The 15926-nt window shown below is 68.9% G+C and carries 17 protein-coding genes; 3 read left to right on the top strand and 14 right to left on the bottom strand.

The genetic code is table 11. From position 1 onward, the window contains the following. The first annotated feature begins 17 nt into the window (after positions 1-17). Together DMC61_RS14050 and DMC61_RS14055 are read left to right on the top strand one after the other, a co-directional pair. Entirely contained in the window at positions 18-230 is a 213-nt protein-coding gene (locus DMC61_RS14050; RefSeq protein ID WP_016336811.1) for an FmdB family zinc ribbon protein, read from the top strand. A 98-nt stretch (positions 231-328) separates the two neighbouring features. After that, positions 329-1249, top strand: a complete 921-nt coding sequence (locus DMC61_RS14055) for a hypothetical protein (protein WP_125689650.1) — start codon at positions 329-331, stop codon at positions 1247-1249. Positions 1250-1283: 34 nt separating this feature from the next. On the opposite strand, the gene DMC61_RS14060 is transcribed toward DMC61_RS14055, so the two are convergent. After that, a complete protein-coding gene (locus DMC61_RS14060; protein ID WP_016336813.1) occupies positions 1284-1667 on the bottom strand; it encodes a DUF6401 family natural product biosynthesis protein in 384 nt (127 codons plus the stop codon). A 235-nt stretch (positions 1668-1902) separates the two neighbouring features. Then, positions 1903-3021, bottom strand: a complete 1119-nt coding sequence (locus DMC61_RS14065; RefSeq protein ID WP_125689651.1) for a PLP-dependent aspartate aminotransferase family protein — start codon at positions 3019-3021, stop codon at positions 1903-1905. 59 nt (positions 3022-3080) lie between these two features. Between DMC61_RS14065 and DMC61_RS14070 the strand changes: the two genes are divergently transcribed. Continuing rightward, positions 3081-3554, top strand: a complete 474-nt coding sequence (locus DMC61_RS14070) for an Lrp/AsnC family transcriptional regulator (protein WP_016336815.1) — start codon at positions 3081-3083, stop codon at positions 3552-3554. Here DMC61_RS14070 and DMC61_RS14075 read toward each other — a convergent pair whose 3' ends face one another. The 12 genes from DMC61_RS14075 to DMC61_RS14135 all read right to left on the bottom strand — a co-directional run bounded on the left by DMC61_RS14075 (position 3555) and on the right by DMC61_RS14135 (position 15780). Further along, positions 3555-4388, bottom strand: a complete 834-nt coding sequence (locus DMC61_RS14075; RefSeq protein WP_125689652.1) for a hypothetical protein — start codon at positions 4386-4388, stop codon at positions 3555-3557. Positions 4389-4398: 10 nt separating this feature from the next. Continuing rightward, positions 4399-4758, bottom strand: coding sequence for a hypothetical protein (locus DMC61_RS14080; protein WP_125689653.1), 360 nt, complete (start codon positions 4756-4758; stop codon positions 4399-4401). Between the two features lie 10 nt (positions 4759-4768). Further along, entirely contained in the window at positions 4769-6544 is a 1776-nt protein-coding gene (locus DMC61_RS14085) for a 3-hydroxyacyl-CoA dehydrogenase family protein (RefSeq protein ID WP_125689654.1), read from the bottom strand. Between the two features lie 422 nt (positions 6545-6966). Then, positions 6967-7641 (bottom strand): dihydroxyacetone kinase phosphoryl donor subunit DhaM, encoded by a 675-nt coding sequence (gene dhaM, locus DMC61_RS14095; RefSeq protein WP_125689656.1) that lies wholly within the window; start codon positions 7639-7641, stop codon positions 6967-6969. After that, complete coding sequence (dhaL, locus tag DMC61_RS14100; protein ID WP_125689657.1) at positions 7638-8261, bottom strand: dihydroxyacetone kinase subunit DhaL; 624 nt, start codon at positions 8259-8261, stop codon at positions 7638-7640. The genes dhaM and dhaL overlap by 4 nt, the downstream gene beginning before the upstream one ends. Continuing rightward, positions 8261-9262 carry a dihydroxyacetone kinase subunit DhaK gene (gene dhaK / locus DMC61_RS14105; protein ID WP_072030429.1) on the bottom strand — a complete coding sequence of 334 codons (1002 nt, stop codon included), beginning with the start codon at positions 9260-9262 and terminating at the stop codon, positions 8261-8263. Before dhaK ends, dhaL begins: the two co-directional genes overlap by 1 nt. A 69-nt stretch (positions 9263-9331) precedes the next feature. Beyond that, on the bottom strand, positions 9332-10333 hold the full coding sequence (locus DMC61_RS14110; protein WP_233594801.1) for a DUF3558 domain-containing protein: 1002 nt from the start codon (positions 10331-10333) through the stop codon (positions 9332-9334). Positions 10334-10380: 47 nt separating this feature from the next. Next, positions 10381-10644 (bottom strand): hypothetical protein, encoded by a 264-nt coding sequence (locus DMC61_RS14115; protein ID WP_016336823.1) that lies wholly within the window; start codon positions 10642-10644, stop codon positions 10381-10383. Positions 10645-10654: 10 nt separating this feature from the next. Next, on the bottom strand, positions 10655-12352 hold the full coding sequence (locus tag DMC61_RS14120) for a sodium:solute symporter family protein (protein ID WP_125689950.1): 1698 nt from the start codon (positions 12350-12352) through the stop codon (positions 10655-10657). A gap of 165 nt (positions 12353-12517) precedes the next feature. Beyond that, positions 12518-12889: a hypothetical protein gene (locus DMC61_RS14125; RefSeq protein WP_233594802.1), complete on the bottom strand. Its 372-nt coding sequence runs from the start codon at positions 12887-12889 to the stop codon at positions 12518-12520. Positions 12890-12931: 42 nt separating this feature from the next. Further along, a complete protein-coding gene (locus DMC61_RS14130; RefSeq protein ID WP_125689659.1) occupies positions 12932-14269 on the bottom strand; it encodes a tetratricopeptide repeat protein in 1338 nt (445 codons plus the stop codon). A gap of 77 nt (positions 14270-14346) precedes the next feature. Beyond that, a complete protein-coding gene (locus DMC61_RS14135) occupies positions 14347-15780 on the bottom strand; it encodes a DUF4331 domain-containing protein (RefSeq protein WP_233594803.1) in 1434 nt (477 codons plus the stop codon). Positions 15781-15926 lie beyond the last annotated feature (146 nt).

Below are 15926 nucleotides of genomic sequence, written 5' to 3' on the forward strand. Positions count from 1 at the left end.
GATGGGATAATGGCGAAATGCCGACCTACGCCTACCGCTGCCGCGAATGCGCCGGAACCTTCGAACTGCTGCGGCCGATGAGCGAGTCCGGAGCGCCCGCGCCGTGCCCCGAGGGCCACCAGGACACCGTCAAGCTGCTGACGACCGTCGCGCTGACCGGGTCCGCTTCCGGCCCCGCCCCTGTTCCCGCAGGTGGAGGCGGTTGTTGCGGCGGAGGCTGCTGCGGCTGACCCACCCGTTCGGGTGGCGTAACGTGTGATCGCCCGAATGGCGGGTACCCCCTTCCCACCAGTCTGGAAGCTCCAGTGGTGGGAAGGGAGAAAGTCCAGTGGCCACATCAGCACTGGCGGCCGTCGACTTCGGTCAGGGCGTGTCGAGCGCCTGGAGTTCGGTCGCCACCTTCGTCCCGAAACTGCTCGCGTTCCTGGTCATCCTGTTCATCGGCTGGCTGATCGCCAAGGCGCTCTCGAAGGCCGTGAGCATGGTGCTCGAGAAGGTCGGGTTCAACCGGCTCCTCGAACGTGGGGGCTTCAAACAGATGCTCGCGCGTAGCCAATTCGACGCGTCGAGCATCATCAGCAAGATCGTCTACTACGCGATCCTGCTGATCGCCCTGCAGTTCGCGTTCGGCGTGTTCGGCCCGAACCCGGTGAGCGCGCTGCTCAACGACATCGTCGCGTGGCTGCCGCGCGCCATCGTCGCGATCGTCATCGTGGTGATCGCCGGCGCGGTCGCCAAGGCGGTCAAGGATCTGATCGGGAACGCCCTCGGCGGTGTCTCCTACGGCAAGGTGCTCGCCACCATCGCCTCGGTGTTCATCTGGGGTCTCGGTGCGATCGCCGCGCTGAACCAGATCGGCGTGGCCACCGCGGTCACGATGCCGGTGCTGATCGCCGTGCTCGCCACGGTCGGCGGTATCGCCGTCGTCGGTGTCGGCGGTGGTCTCATCAAGCCGATGCAGCAGCGCTGGGAGACCTGGCTCGGCCGGGCCGAGGCGGAGATCCCCGCCGCGAAGGCGCAGGCCGAGGCCTACCAGCGCGGTCGCGAGGACGCGGGCCGCTCGGGTGAGGTGCCGACGGAGCGGCCCGCGGTCCACCAGCCGGTGTCCGCCGGGCATCACGCCGCGAACCCGGACGCGCCGACCCAGCACCAGCAGTTCCCGCCCAGCCAGGGTCAGGTGCCGCAGCACCAGGATCCCGGCCAGCGGCCCCCCGGTGGAAACATGCCCCCTCCGCCGGAGTACCGCTGACCTTCCACGGGAGCGGGTGGGGCGTCCGGCCGCCCTACCCGTTCCCGGTCGGCTGGGTCCGCCGGTCGTCCATCGAAGCGGCCAGCGAACACACGCCGACCAGCCGCGCGGTCAACCAGTCGCTGGTGGTCCACGCGGTCAGATCGGCCGGAGCACGGAACGTCCAGCCCTTGGCCTTCGCCTCGTCGAGCAGCCCGCGCGTGTAGCCGGCGAGCAGGACGACGCCGGCCACCGCCGCCGAGCCTTCGACCCCGACCGCGAGGATGTCGCGCACCGCGGCGGAGTGCTGATCGAAGACGGCGGACAGCCCGGGCACGGCCGCCGCCGCGGCGAGCCCGGCCACACCGATCTGCTGGTGCAGCCGGGAAAGCGTGCTACGAGCCGAAGATTCCACCCAGGACGAGACCAGATCTTTCACCCGACCAGGTTAGCCAGGCCGGACGATTTGTCGACATCCCGGTGATGACGATCGCAGAACTCCGCGCCTGGTGGCGGAGCTGAGCATTGATCCGGGAGCCGGCCAGACGCGTGAACCCGCCCGGCCGAAGGCCCCGCTATCGCGGTGGCAGGGCGCCTTATCCACGTCCGTGAGGTGGATGACCTGGCGGCGCCCTGCCGACGTCGATCGCGGACGCGGGTTCACCGACAAGAACTCAGCACGCTTTAAGTGCTTGATCGAGGTCGTGCCACAGGTCCTCGACGTCCTCCAGCCCCACCGACATGCGGATGAGCCGGTCGGTGACCCCCGCGCCACGCCGGTCGTCCTCGGCGACGATCCGGTGACTGATCGAGGCGGGATGCTGGATGAGCGAGTCCACACTGCCGAGGCTGACGGCCGGGGTGATCAGCCGGACCGCGCCGATGAGCGCGTGCGGATCGCCGTCGACCTCGAACGCGATCAGCGGGCCGCCGACGGCCGGGTAGTGCACGGCGCTCACGTTCGCGTGGCCGCGAAGCCGCTCGACGAGTTCGGCGGCCGTCGCGGATGCGGCGTTGACGCGCAGCGGAAGGGTCGAGAGACCGCGAAGCAGCATGTACCCGGCAAGCGGGTGCAGCACGCCTCCGGTGGCGAAGCGGATCTGCCGCAGCATCCCGGCGTCTTCGGCGCTGCAAGCCACCACGCCGCCCATGACGTCGCCGTGCCCGCCCAGGAACTTGGTCGCGCTGTGCAAGACGAAGCGGGCACCGTGCCGCCCCGGCCGCTGGAGCACGGGCGTCGCGAAGGTGTTGTCGACCAGCACCGGGACCTCGCCCGCGGCACGCACGATCTCGGCGATGTCGACCTCGCGCAGGGTCGGGTTCGCCGGGGTTTCGAGCAGCACCAGCCCGGTGTCGGGGCGCAGCACCGAGGCGACATCCGCCGGATCGGCCCAGGTCACCTCGGTGCCGAGCAGGCCGGACGTGAGCATGTGGTCGGTGCAGCCGTAGACCGGCCGGACGGCGACGACGTGCCGCTTGCCCTGCGCCACCGCGGCGAGCAGCGAGGCCGAAACCGCGGCCATGCCGGTGGCGAACGCGACGGCGTCTTCGAACCCTTCGAGTTCGGCCAGCGCCTTCTCGAAACGCTCGACGGTCGGGTTGCTCAGGCGCCCGTAGACCGGGAGCCCGGACAGCGAGCCGGTGGCGGCGAATTCGTCGATGCGGCCCGCCTCCTCGACACTGTCCCGCGACGGGTAGGTCGTGGACAGGTCGAGCGGAGCGGCGTGGACGCCGAGGTCCGTGAGATCGTCACGGCCGGCGTGGACGGCTCGGGTGCGCAGCGTTGCGGTCATACTCCAGATGGTGCGATTTTCTCCGGAATGGCCGCAATATCCTCGGATATCATTCGCCGATGTCGGATTCCGTCGAACTGAGTACGGTTGATCTTCGAATTCTGCGGCTCTTGCAGAACGACGCCCGGATCTCGAACAAGGATCTGGCGGCCGAGGTCGGCGTCGCGCCCTCGACCTGTCTCGATCGCGTCAACCGGCTGCGCGAGCTCGGAGTGATCATCGGCCAGCGCGCCGAAGTCGACGCGGCCAAGCTCGGCCGCCCGCTCGAAGCGCTCCTGTTCGTGCAGGTCCGCCCGCACCGGCGCGCGCTGGTCGATTCGTTCGTCGAGCATCTGCTGGCCCTGCCCGAGGTCCGCGCCGTCTACCACCTGACCGGCCCGGACGATTTCCTCGCGCACGTCGCCACCGCTTCGGCGACCGAGCTGCAACGGCTGGTGCTCGACGAACTGACCGCCCGCGACGAGGTCGCCCGGGTGCACACGAACCTCGTCTTCCAGCACTGGAGCGGGGGACCTTTGCTACCACCCGGCTGATCAGGCGATGCGGACCTTGAACGGATGCCGCGGATCGGTGGGGCAGGTGAAGATGTTCAGCACTCCCCGGTCGCCGAAAGCCCAGCCCGCCGGTTCTTCCTCGTCGACCCCGCAACCGCAGCCGACTTCGTGCTCCTCCGTGGCCAGCGCGAGCGTCTGTCTCAGCTCGGCACCGCATTCCCGGCAGCCGAGGTCGACGCGCTCGGCCGCGTGCCAGGCCGTCCAGCCGCCGATCTTCGCGTAGTGGTCCAGCTCGGGCCAGCCCTCCGGGTCTTCGCTCGCGCCTTCGGGGACGCCGAGCGCGGCGCGGGTCTCCGGTGGGAAATCGCAGAGCCGGGGCAGTTCGTCGATCGAGCACGGTTCGAAGACGCAGGGTTCCGGCAGGTAGGCGGCTTCGGCGTCCTCGGGGGCGGGGGGCGGCTCCGCGATGTCCCCCACCTCGCCGGAATCACGCCACACCAGCCGGACGGCGGGACCGCGGTGGTACGGGTTGTCGTGCTCCAGCGGGCAGAACAGGATCTGCAGGACGTCGGTGCCCTCCGGGAAGGGCAGCTCCGGGAAGTCGTCGCGGAAGAACTGCGCCGCGCCGACCATCGCCGGCACCGGCTCGTCGAGCGGATGCCCGCCCGGCCACGCGTCGTCGGACGCGTCGGGGTCCGGCGGCCAGGTCGCCGGGCACTCCGGCCATGGCTCGTCCGACGGCCAGAGCAGCGGGCCGCCGAAATGGCTTTCGTCCGGACGGGGCAATCCCGGCGCGGGGTGCAGCCGGATGGCCGTCCGGACCAGGTCGTTCAGACCGGGGATGGGCACCCCGTCGTATGTGAGCTGACGCACTCCCGGGAGCTTAGAGGTCCGGCAGCGGATCTTCAGGTTTTGCCCGCATGATCTCGGCGTCGGCGGCGTGCACGACGGCGATGTACTCGTCGTCGATCTCGTAGTCGACGCCGTTGAACTTGAACCACGGGACGGTCGAGGTGTCGACCGGCCCCATCCGGTGGTTCCGCAACGTCGTCGCGACGACGCGTTTCGGCATCTTCCGGCTCAGGTACCCGGTGGTCAGGATCGTGATCGTCTTGCGGGTCACCGCGAAGAACACGCTGGGGTTGGTGCTGCCGAGGACGTCGGCTGGGAACACGTAGTGGATCTCGTCGTCCGGATCGAGGAGTTCCTTGATCCGTTTCCTGACCCCCGCGGAAACCGGCATGGCGCCCAAATTACCGCGTCGAGTAGTCCTTGAAACCCTTTCCCGTTTTCCGGCCGAGCCGTCCGGCGGTCACGAGGTGCTCCAGCAGCGGCGCGGGCGCGAAGCCCTCTTCGCGGAACTCGTTGTACAGCGTCCGCTGGATCGCCAGCGAAACGTCCAGCCCGACGACGTCGAGCAGTTCGAACGGACCCATCGGTAACCCGCAGCCCACCTTCATCGCGGTGTCGATGTCGTCGGCCTCCGCGTAGTGCGCTTCGAGCATCTTCACCGCGTCGTTGAGGTACGGGAACAACAGCGCGTTGACGATGAATCCGGCCCGGTCGCCGCAGTGCACGGGGTGCTTGCCCACGGCCGCGCAGACGGCGTCGACGGTCGCGATCACGTCGGGAGCGGTCGCGATCGTGGAGACGACCTCGACGAGTTTCATCACCGGCGCCGGGTTGAAGAAGTGCACGCCGACCACGTCGGACGGCCGCGAGGTGGCGGCCGCGCATTCGATGACCGGCAGCGAAGACGTGGTGGTCGCCAGGACCGCGCCCGGCTTCACGACGTCGTCGAGCGCGGCGAAGACGGCCTGCTTGACGGCCAGGTCTTCGGCCACCGCCTCGATGACGAGATCGACGTCGGCCAGTTCCTCGAACTCCACCGCCGGTGAGATCCGGCCGAGCGCGGCGGCGGCGTCCTCCTCGGACAGCTTGCCCTTGACGACGGCCTTGTCCAGCGACTTCTTCACCCGCGCGACCGACGCCGCGGCCTTCTCCGCGCTCCGCGCCCGCAGGATGACCGCGTAGCCGCGTTTCGCGAACACCTCGACGATGCCCGTCGCCATGGTCCCGGTCCCGACGACGCCGACCTTGCGCACCTCGCGTGCCGTCGCGGTGTCCACTGTGGACGCCGTGATCGCGTCGGTCACCGTCGGCGAATCGGGCTCGTCGTAGGTGTAGAAACCCTGGCCCGTCTTCCGGCCGAGCAGCCCGGCGGTGATCATCTGCTTGAGCAGCGGCGCCGGCGCGTGCAGCCGGTTGCGCGACTGGTGGTACATCGTGTCGAGGATCTCGTACGCGGTGTCCAGCCCGATGAGGTCGAGCAAAGCCAAGGGCCCCATGGGATATCCGCAGCCGAACCGCATCGCCGCGTCGAGGTCCTCGCGGGTGGCGTAGCGCTGCTCGTACATCCGCACGGCGTGGTTGAGGTAGCCGAAGAGCAGGGCGTTGGCGATGAACCCGGCGCGGTCGCCGATCACCACCGGGGTCTTGCCGAGCCGTTCGGCGAACGCGACGACGTCGGTGACCACGTCGGGCTCGGTGACGACGGTGCGCACGACCTCGACCAGCTTGAGGATCGGCGCCGGGTTGAAGAAGTGCATCCCGACGACCTTGCCCGGTCGCGCGGTGTGCACGCCGATCTCGGTGATCGACAGCGAGGAGGTGTTCGAGACGAAGATCGTGTCCGGGCCGGTGATCTTGTCCAGCTGCGCGAACACGTCGGACTTCGCTTCGAGGTTCTCCGGGATCGCCTCGATCACCAGGTCCACATCGGACAATTCCGTCAGCGACGTGGTGTACCGGATCCGGTCCAGGAGCGCGGTCCGGCCGTCGGCATCGAGCTTGCCGCCGGACACCGCCCGTTCGGTCGAATGCTCCAGATGACCCCGGCCGCGGTGGACGCCGTCGTCGTCGATCTCCACCGCGACGACCGACACGCCGCTCCGCGCGAGCACCTCGGCGATCCCGGCGCCCATGGTGCCGAGACCGATGACTCCCACACTCGAGATTTCCCGCGCCACAACCGGCCTCCGGAGGTTACTCGCTGGTAGTTTCTCCGATCGTGCCACGCCGGGGCGCGGAAAGCAGCGGCTGTCACCCTCCGAATCGAGTAAGTGTCACTCGCGGACGAGGGCACGCGGGGTGCCTTGTTTCCGGCGCCGATGGCCGGATCAAGGGACCTTTGCTACCACCGGCCGAGTTCGGGCACCAATGGTTCGCCGACGAGGCTTCTCAAGTCTGTGAAGGCCTCCTTGAGGGACTCTGGGTCCCTCAAGGAGGCCTTCACAGACTTGAGAACATGGAGAAATCTCCACAAACCGGGCAATTCGACACGGCAGGCGTCCTCTGTGAACAATCGGAGAAGCGCCTAGCGCGTGAAGGCCCCCTTCCCTCGGCTGAGTCGAGGGAAGGGGGCCTTCACGCGCTAAAAGTCCCCTTCAGCTCACTCGCCGAAGTTCTGGTCCACCAGATCCTTGACCTTGGCGAGCGCTTCCTCGGCCTGCGCCCCCTTCGCGCGGACCTCGATCCGGTCGCCCTGGCGCGCGCCGAGCGCCATCAGCGCGAGCACGCTGTTGGCGTCCGCGGTCTCGTCGCCCAGCCGCACGGTGACCTGCGCGTCCAGCCCCGCGATGCTGCGGACCAGTACCGCGGCAGGCCGCGCGTGCAGCCCGACGTCGTTCCGCAGCGTGAGTTCGACACTGCTCTCGCCGTCCTGCGCGCCATCGTCGAACGTGAGGTCCGGGGGTGCTCCCGCCGAGGCGGCCGCTTCGGCGACGGCCTTGCGGTCCGCCCCGCCCTGTGCCGCGACGGCGGCGGCGATCGCGCCCTCGACCAGCGGCGCGTCCACGACGACCGCGGCCGACGGGTCGGCGAGCGATTCGACCGCCAGTTCCGCGGTCATCTGCGCGCTGCCCAGGTCGTACAGCAGGACGACGCCCGATCCCGAATCGGCACGCTGCGTCGCGGCGACGACCTCGTCGTAGTCCGTTCCGATCCCGCCGTCGGCCAGGCCGCCCGCCGCCGCGATGGTGACGTCCGGCGCCATCTGCGCGGCGAGTTCCGCGAGCCCTTCGGCGAGTTTGGCGCTGTGGGAGACGAGCACGATTCCGACGCTCACTTGGCGGCCTCCGCGAACGCGCGCAGCAGCAAGGCCGTCGAACGGGCACCGGGATCTATATGTCCCTTCGCCCGCTCTCCGAGGTACGACGCCCGGCCCTTGCGCGGCACGAGGTCCACAGTGGACTCGGCGCCCTTGTCCGCGGCGTCGGCGGCCGCGGCCAGGATCGCCGCGACGCCGTCGCCCACGGCCTCCTCGGCGGCGGAGACGGCGGGGATCAGGGCGTCGACCATGGTCGCGTCTCCCCCGACGGCCTTGCCGCGGGCCTGCACTCCTTCGAGCGCCGCGCGCAGGGCTTCGACCAGCAGCGGACCGTCCACTTCGGCCGCGTCGCCCAGTTTGACCGACGCGCGCAGGAAAGCCGTGCCGTACAACGGACCCGCCGCGCCGCCGACCTTCGAGATCAGCGTCGTGGCGGCGAGCTTCGCGACCGCGGCGGGGGTCTCGGGCGTGGCGGAGTCCAAAGCGGACACGATGGCGGTGAAACCCCGGTCCATGTTCTCGCCGTGGTCGGCGTCGCCGATCGCGCGGTCGAGGTCGACCAGTTCGGCGCGATGCTCGGCGATCACCGCGGCCGCCGCCCGCAAGGCGGCGGCGAGCGTCTCGGCGGTGCAGGCCATCAGACTCCCCACCTCAGGGCCGGGGTGTTCACCGGCGCGTCCCACAACTCGGTCAGCTCGTCGTCCAGTTTCAGCAACGTCAGGCTCATCCCCTGCATCTCGAGGCTGGTGATGTACGGCCCCACCAGCCGCCGTTCGACCACGATCCCACGCTCGGCCAGCAGCCGCTCGGCGATCCCGTGGGCGAGGTACAGCTCGACCAGCGGGGTCCCGCCCATCGAGTTCGTGAACAGCAGGACCTTGTCGCCCTCGGCGAAGGGCAGGTCCGTGACCACCGCTTCGACCATGCGCGCGACGAGTTCGTCGGCCGTCGTCACGGCGGTGCGCTCGATACCGGGCTCGCCGTGGATGCCGATGCCGAACTCGATCTCGTCGTCGGCGAGGTCGAAACTCGGCTCGCCCGCGTGCGGCACGGTCGGCGCGGTGAGCGCGACGCCGATCGACCGCACCTGGCCGATCACCTTGCGGGCCAAGGCCTCCACCGCGTCGAGCGTGTCACCCCGTTCGGCGGCGGCGCCGGTGATCTTCTCCAGCAGCACCGTGCCGCCGACACCGCGACGGCCGGCGGTGTAGGTGGAGTCCTTGACCGCGACGTCGTCGTCGATCACCACGCTGCGCACGTCCAGCCCTTCGGCGGCGGCGAGTTCCCCGGCGGTCTCGAAGTTGAGCACGTCGCCGGTGTAGTTCTTCACGATCAGCAGCGCGCCCGCGTCCCCGGTGGTGGCCTTGACCGCGGCTTCCACGGCGTCCGGCGTCGGCGAGGTGAACACCGCGCCCGGGACGGCGGCGGCGAGCATGCCCTGCCCGACGAAGCCGCCGTGCAGGGGTTCGTGCCCCGAGCCGCCACCGGAGATCACCGCGACCTTGCCCGCCAGAGGCGCGTCCACGCGCACCACGATCGCCGGGTCGTCCTCCACACGCAGGACGTCCGCGTGCGCCGCGGCGAGTCCGCGCAACGATTCCGCGACCACCGTCTTCGGGTCGTTGATGATCTTCTTCAAGGGTGGCCTCCGGCACGTCGGCGGGTGGGGTGTCCCCTTCCTACCTCTCCCGGCCGGATGCCGCCAGCGTCAGGGCTTCGGCAGCTTGGAGATCACCGATTTGGCGATCTTCGCGGTCTTCCCGCACGACACCGCTTCGTCGGACTTCTCGTCGTAGTTCTTGTAGATCACGCTGACGATCTCGACATCGTCATCGACCCACGGCTTGTGCTGCCATTCGATCTTGCACTCGGCGGCGTTGCCGCTGCCGACCTTCTGGTACCCGGCGACGCCGTCGAGGTCGACCTTCTTGGTCCCGTCGCGTTCCTCCGGCGGAAGACCCTTGCGGAAGTTGATCGAGATCCGCGGGTTGGAGCCCGGTGTCCAGTCGCAGGAGTGGAAGGAGGTCAGCTCGGCCGCGCCGTGCGGTACCACCTCGTTGAGGACGCCGGTGTCGGCGATGGTGCACGGATCGACCGCGGTGAGCGTGCCCGTACCCGCCTGGTACTTCGCCGGTGACGCGTGCAGGCTCTTCACGGCCTTCGCGGCCACCGCACGGCCTGTCGCGCACGGGTCGCCGCCGTCGTAGGTGACCGAGAAGTTGATCCCGCGCTCGGGTTTGCGCAAGGTCATGATGCCGACGTCGCAGCTCTTCCCGTCCTTGTCCTTCCGCTCGATCTGCGGCAGCCCGTCGACCGCCGAAACGGTGACGCCGTTGATCGAGGAGTAGGTCGACGCGCCGATTTCGACCCTGACCGTGAGGGCCTTGCCTCCGGCGTCGACGGCCTTCGCCCGGCAAGTGCCGAACGAGGTGAGGTTCGCCGTCGGGTCCTCCGGCGTGCCGAGGCCGCTCATCACTTCCTTGTTCACCAGCCCGCACGGGTCGATCGTGCGCAGCACCGCGGGGGTGACCGCCGGATCGTTGATGTCCCCGTCGGGCACCGAACCGGAACCGGAGCCGGGTTCGGCGGCGACGGTGGTACGGGCGAAGTTGGACTTGCCGAGGTTCTGACCGCAGGCCGAGAGCACGCCCAGTGCGGTGACCAGGGCCAGCACGGACGCGATCCGGCGACGTCGAGCGTTGAGCAGCACGAGATGCACGGTAGCCGGAGCCCCTCGGCGCTGTCCGGACAACCCGGCTATTCGCCGCTCTCGCCGTCGGTGCTCGGCGGCACCACGATGGGCCGCAGCTTCGCCCACAGCACGAACAACCCCGCGAACACCAGCATGCCGATGCCCGCCCACAGGTTGATGTTGACGTCGGCGGCCTTGGCCAGCTCCTCCTCGGTGGTGAAGCCGATGCCCATGATCGTGAGCACCAGCCCGTAACCGCCGATGAGCAGCGCGATGATCAGCCGGATGTCGAAGACGCCGGCCTTCTTGGGAGCTTGCGAAGCAGCCATCTCCGGCCTCCTAGAAGATGATGTTGAGCACGATGGTCAGGATCAGCACGATGCCCGCGAGCAGGCCCGGCTTGCGGTACCAGCCCGCGTCGTCGCCGGTCTCGTCGTGCTTCAGCGACTCCTTCGGGGTGAGGGAGTAGACGAGGCCGACCAGCTGGGCCTCCGGCTTCGGCGCGGTGGCGAGCGAGACCCCGACGCTGACCGCGATGTCGACGACGAACGCCGTACCGGCGGCCACGAAGCTGATGCCCTGCCCGGTGAGCCCGAGGACCCCGGCCTGCGACAGCAGCCACACGGTGATCGCCGAGGCGGTACCGGACACCAGGCCGACCCAGCCGGCCGTCGGCGTCATCCGCTTCCAGAACATGCCGAGGATGAAGGTGGCGAACAGCGGCGCGTTGAAGAACGAGAACAGGTCCTGCAGGTAGGTCAGGATGTTCCCGGAGTTCGACGCGATGAACGCGGTGCCGATGGCGAGCACGGTGCCGATGGCGGTGACCAGGCGGCCGAGCCGGAGGTAGTAGCCGTCCGACTCGTTCTTCTTCACGTACGACTGCCAGATGTCGTAGGTGAACACGGTGTTGAACGAGCTCAGGTTCGCGGCCATCCCGGCCATGAACGAGGCGAGCAGACCGGCGAGCGCGACGCCGAGCATGCCGTTGGGCAGCAGGTCGCGCATCAGCAGCAGGATCGCGTTGTTCGCGGTCACGCCGCTCGGCGCGTCGCCGCCGTCGAGCAGGATCTGCTTGTCCTGCACGTACTCGGAAACGGTGACCGCGGCGATCATGCCGGGGATGATCACGATGAAGGGGACCAGCATCTTCGGGAAGGCGCCGATGATCGGCGTCCGTCGCGCGGCCGACATGCTCTTCGACGCCATCGCGCGCTGGACCTCGACGAAGTTCGTGGTCCAGTAGCCGAAGGACAGCACGAACCCGAGACCGAAGACGAGGCCGAGGATCGACAGGAAGCTGTTGCCGAAGCCGGTGAGGTTGTCACCCGGCCACGAGTGCAGCTGCGCTTCGCCGCCGGGGCTCGCGGTGACCTTGTCGACCAGGCCCTGCCAGCCGCCGACCTTCACCAGGCCGACGATGGTCAGCGGCAGCAGCGCCGCGACGATCACGAAGAACTGCAGGACCTCGTTGTAGATCGCGGCGGAGAGGCCGCCGAGCGCGGTGTAGGAGAGCACGACCGCGGCCGCGACGATGATCGACACCCACAGCGGCCAGCCGAGCAGGAGGTTCACCACGCTGGCGAGCAGGAACAGGTTCGCGCCCGCGATGAGGATCTGCGCGCTCGCGAAGCTGATGCCGTTGACCAGGTGGGCGGGTTTACCGAACCGGCGGAGCATGAACTCGGGGACGCTGCGGACCTTCGAGCCGTAGTAGAACGGCATCATCACGATGCCGAGGAACAGCATCGCCGGGATCGCGCCGATCCAGAAGTAGTGCACGGTCGGCAGGCCGTAGAGCACGCCGTTGGCCGACATGCCCATGATCTCGACCGCGCCGAGGTTCGCCGAAATGAAGGCGAGACCGGTGACCCAGGCGGGCAGAGACCGGCCCGAGAGGAAGAAGTCGAGGCTGCTCGAAACCGACCTTCGCGCCATGTACCCGATGCCGAGCACCAGCGCGAAATAGAAGGCGAGCAGGACGTAGTCGATCGGACTTGCGTCGAGCCGCAGGTTCGCATCGGCCAGCACGTGCAACCGACCCACCTCCATAGTGAAAATGTCCACGAGAAACGCCTGGATCACGTCAATCGCGGACCATACTGCATGGATTCAGGAACGGCAGTGCGGGTGGGTTACGACTGCCCTGAAGTGTCTGTTCGAGGGCAATTCTTGACAATTCCTGTCCTGTCGGGCCGAGGCTCAGGGGCGTTTCACCTTTTCCTCGTCCGCGCCCAGAGCGAGGTAGACGTCGATCCACTGGCGATCGATGCCGGTGACGTCGTTGCCGTCGCAGTACGGTTTGGTCCCGTTCGCCGTGTAGTAGCGAAGCAGGGCGAGGGCCTCGTCGGTGCGCCGGAGCGAGTCGTCGGTGTAGCGGGGCCCCGGCGCCTCCGGCTGATGCTTCATACAGGTCAACTCGGTCACGACGCCGTCGGTGGTCTCGTCGTCGAACCGGGGCCCGGCATCGGGAGCCTTCTCGGAGCACGCCACGACGACGGCGAGGAAGACCAGCGTGCTCAGGGCCGCTCCGCGCAACCGGCGCGGAGCCCTTTCGGTCGGCAGATTACGCATGGGGTCGGCCGCCTTTCCGGTCGTCTTCCCGCCGTCGCGGACTCATCCGGCACCGCCGAGGTTCACCAGCGTGGTGCGTGCCGTCCGCGCGTCGGTCAAGGAGAAGTTCGGGTTGATGCGCAGCGCTTCGGCGAGCGCCTTGACGGCTTCGCCCGGCCGTCCGAGCGCGGCGAGGATCATGCCGCGGTGGTAGAAGAACGACGCGTTGCGCCAGCCGGTGCTCATCGCGCGGTCGGCGAAGGTGAGGGCCTCGGCGTTCCGGCCGTTGAGGTGCAGTGCCCAGGCCATGGCGTCCGCGACGAACACGGGTCGCCTGCGCTCCCATTCCGCCTGCGCGAACCGGAGCGCCTGCACGGCGTCGCCTCGGTCCGCGGCGACCAAGGACGCCTCGAGATCGACGTTCGCGCCCGAGGCGACTTCGAGGCGTCGCTGCTCCTCGAAGAGTTCGTACTGACGGGCGGCGGATTCCGGCGCCCCCGATGTCGACAGCAACAGGGCGTACTCGCGCAGGTTCCCCACGTTCGGCTGACGGGCCACGAGATCCCGGTAACCGGCGAGCGCCTTGGCGGTCTGCCCGCGTGCCGCCGCGACCTTGGCCTTTCCTTGCTGTAGCGAGGTTTCCTGTGGCGCCGCGCGCTCGCCCGCCTCGAAATGCCGCTGCGCGGTGTCGAGATCCCCGTTGTCGAAGGCGAGTTCGCCGAGGAGGTTGCGGCAGAACGCGACGTCGTGGGGATCGACGGCATCCGCCAGGGCGCGATCGAGCGCGTGCCGGGCGTCGTCGACGCGACCGTGTATTTCAAACTCGTAGGCGGCGCGGGTGAACGAGGCGACCCCCGGCTTCAGGTCGAGCATCCGCTGCAGCGCGGCCGTGGCCGCGGCGGTGTCCCCGAGCTGGGTGTAGGCATCGTTGAGTACACCGTGGACCTCGGCGTTGTCCGGAAGCGCGGCCTTGGCCTTCTCGCCCCAGTCACGAGCGCCGGCGAAGTCGTGCCGCGCGTTGGCGAGCGCACCCATGCCCGCCGACGCGATCCCGTTGCCTTCGGGCTGCTGCCCCAACGACTTCCGCAAAGCCTCTTCGGCCTTCGGGAAGTAGGCAGGGTCGGCCTTGACCCTGGCCACCTCGACATACGCGGCGCCGAGTTCGGCCCAGGCCCGCGGATCCTGCTCATGCTTCGCGAGCTTGGCTTCCGCCGTCCGGACCGCCCTGTCGAGAGTGCTCACTCCACCCTGCGGCCCTTCGTCGAGGTCCGGTTCGGGCGGGATCAACGCGGCGACACCCACGGTGAGCAGGCTCGCGCCGAACACCGCCAGGAGCGCGAACCGGCGTGTGCGCTTCCCGGATCGGATACCTGTCGTGCTTTCGGGGACGTCGTGGGACATCGGGTCCGCCTTCCGCGGAGATGAGGGTGGTGGCCGCCGCAGGGGGTCGGCGGCGGCCACCGAGGGGGGAGGGGGGATCAACGGACGGTCGAGTTGACCGCCTTGTTGTTCGGCAGGGCCACGTACGGGAACACCGCGCCGAACGGGACGTCGTTCCGGTCCACCCGGTCGCCCGCCGCGAGTGCCTTGACGATGCCGCTGACCGCCGCGCCTTCCAGCGCCTGGACGCTGATGTCGAGCGCGTCGTCGGCGAGCCTCCGGCCGTTCGGGAACCCCTGGAGGTCGCCGCCGAGGACGCCGAGCCGGTTGGGTCGCGCGGTGACCGGGGTCGACGTGTTCAGCCGCAGCTGCTCCGACGGCGCGAACCGCGCCGGGTCGACGTCGGCGTTGTCGAGCTGCGAGTTGAGATCCAGGTTGAGCTTGGCGCCGGATTTCGTGGTGATCCCGGTCAGGAAGATCTCCGTCAGATCATCGCGGGGTTTGGCGGGCGCGGGGATGCCGTAGATCCGCTGGACGAGGTCCGGCACCTCCGGGTTGGTCACCCTGTTCACCAGCGCGGGCACGGTCCGGTCCTGCTCCGGCAGGAGCGAGTTGAACCGGTCTTTCAGCCCGGCCGGCACGACGACCTCGTTCACCAGCGGGTTGCCCAGGCGCGAAACCTGGACGTCGGCGCCGAGCGCCCGCTCCGCGCCGGGGGTGCGCAGCGTGATCGTCTTGCGTTCGGTGTCGCTCCAGACCCCGATCACCGGGTTCCTGGCAGGGTCGCCTCCGAGGGTCAGTGCGCTCTTGGGCAGCTGCAACGCCACGGTGTTCACGTTGAAGCCGGCCAGCGTGTCCTGTCCGACCTCGGACAGGTTCTTCCCGTAGAGCAGGTCGAAGATCCGCAGATCCAGGAAGAACGGGTCGTCGGCCTGGCCGGCGAACGTCTGCCCGCCACCGGGGACCGGGGTGATCGCCTGATTCCGGAGCACGCCGTAGTTCGGCATCGACGCCGGGCCGACGTTCGACGGCGCGACCCTCCCGTTGGTGACCAGGTTCGTGGTCCGCCCGGTCCCCCGGTCGATCACCGAGAGCGTGTAGAACTGGCGGAACAGCAGGTCCTCGTCGTCCAGCGAAGTGACCGGATCGTCGTTGTAGAGGAAGGTGTCGTTCCCGCGCCGGTCTTCGGTGCGGAAGGTCCACCGGTAGGTCAGGTCCGCTTTCGCGTCACCGTTGTTGTCGATGTTGATGTCGTGGTTGGCGTCCGTGGCCCACGGGTAGAAATTCGGTCCCCCGTTGGGTTCCTCGAACGGATACCAGTTCGCGATCAGGGTCACGGTGTCCGGCTTGTCGGGGCTGACGAACGCGTACACGTCGGTGTTGTCCACGGCCGGGTCGCCCGAGATCAACGGGGCTTCCCGGTGGCTGGAGGCCGACGCCGGGGCGGCGAGGGCGCTCGCGAGCACCATCGCCCCGGCCATGAAGACCGAGACATTCGCCCGCCGGCGGCGAGCGAGATGGGAGGTAGCCATTTCATTCCCCTTTCACCGAAAGCCGATGGTGCGCGCCGTCGTCAGTGGGGATGTTGTGGAAGTGTTGTGGCACCGGGAAAAATGGGCACGAAAAAGGGCCGCTCCCGGCGTTTCCGCCGAGAACGGCCCTCTCCCGTGACCGGTGG

This window comes from Amycolatopsis sp. WAC 04169, from assembly GCF_003947535.1.
Taxonomy (GTDB): domain Bacteria; phylum Actinomycetota; class Actinomycetes; order Mycobacteriales; family Pseudonocardiaceae; genus Amycolatopsis; species Amycolatopsis keratiniphila.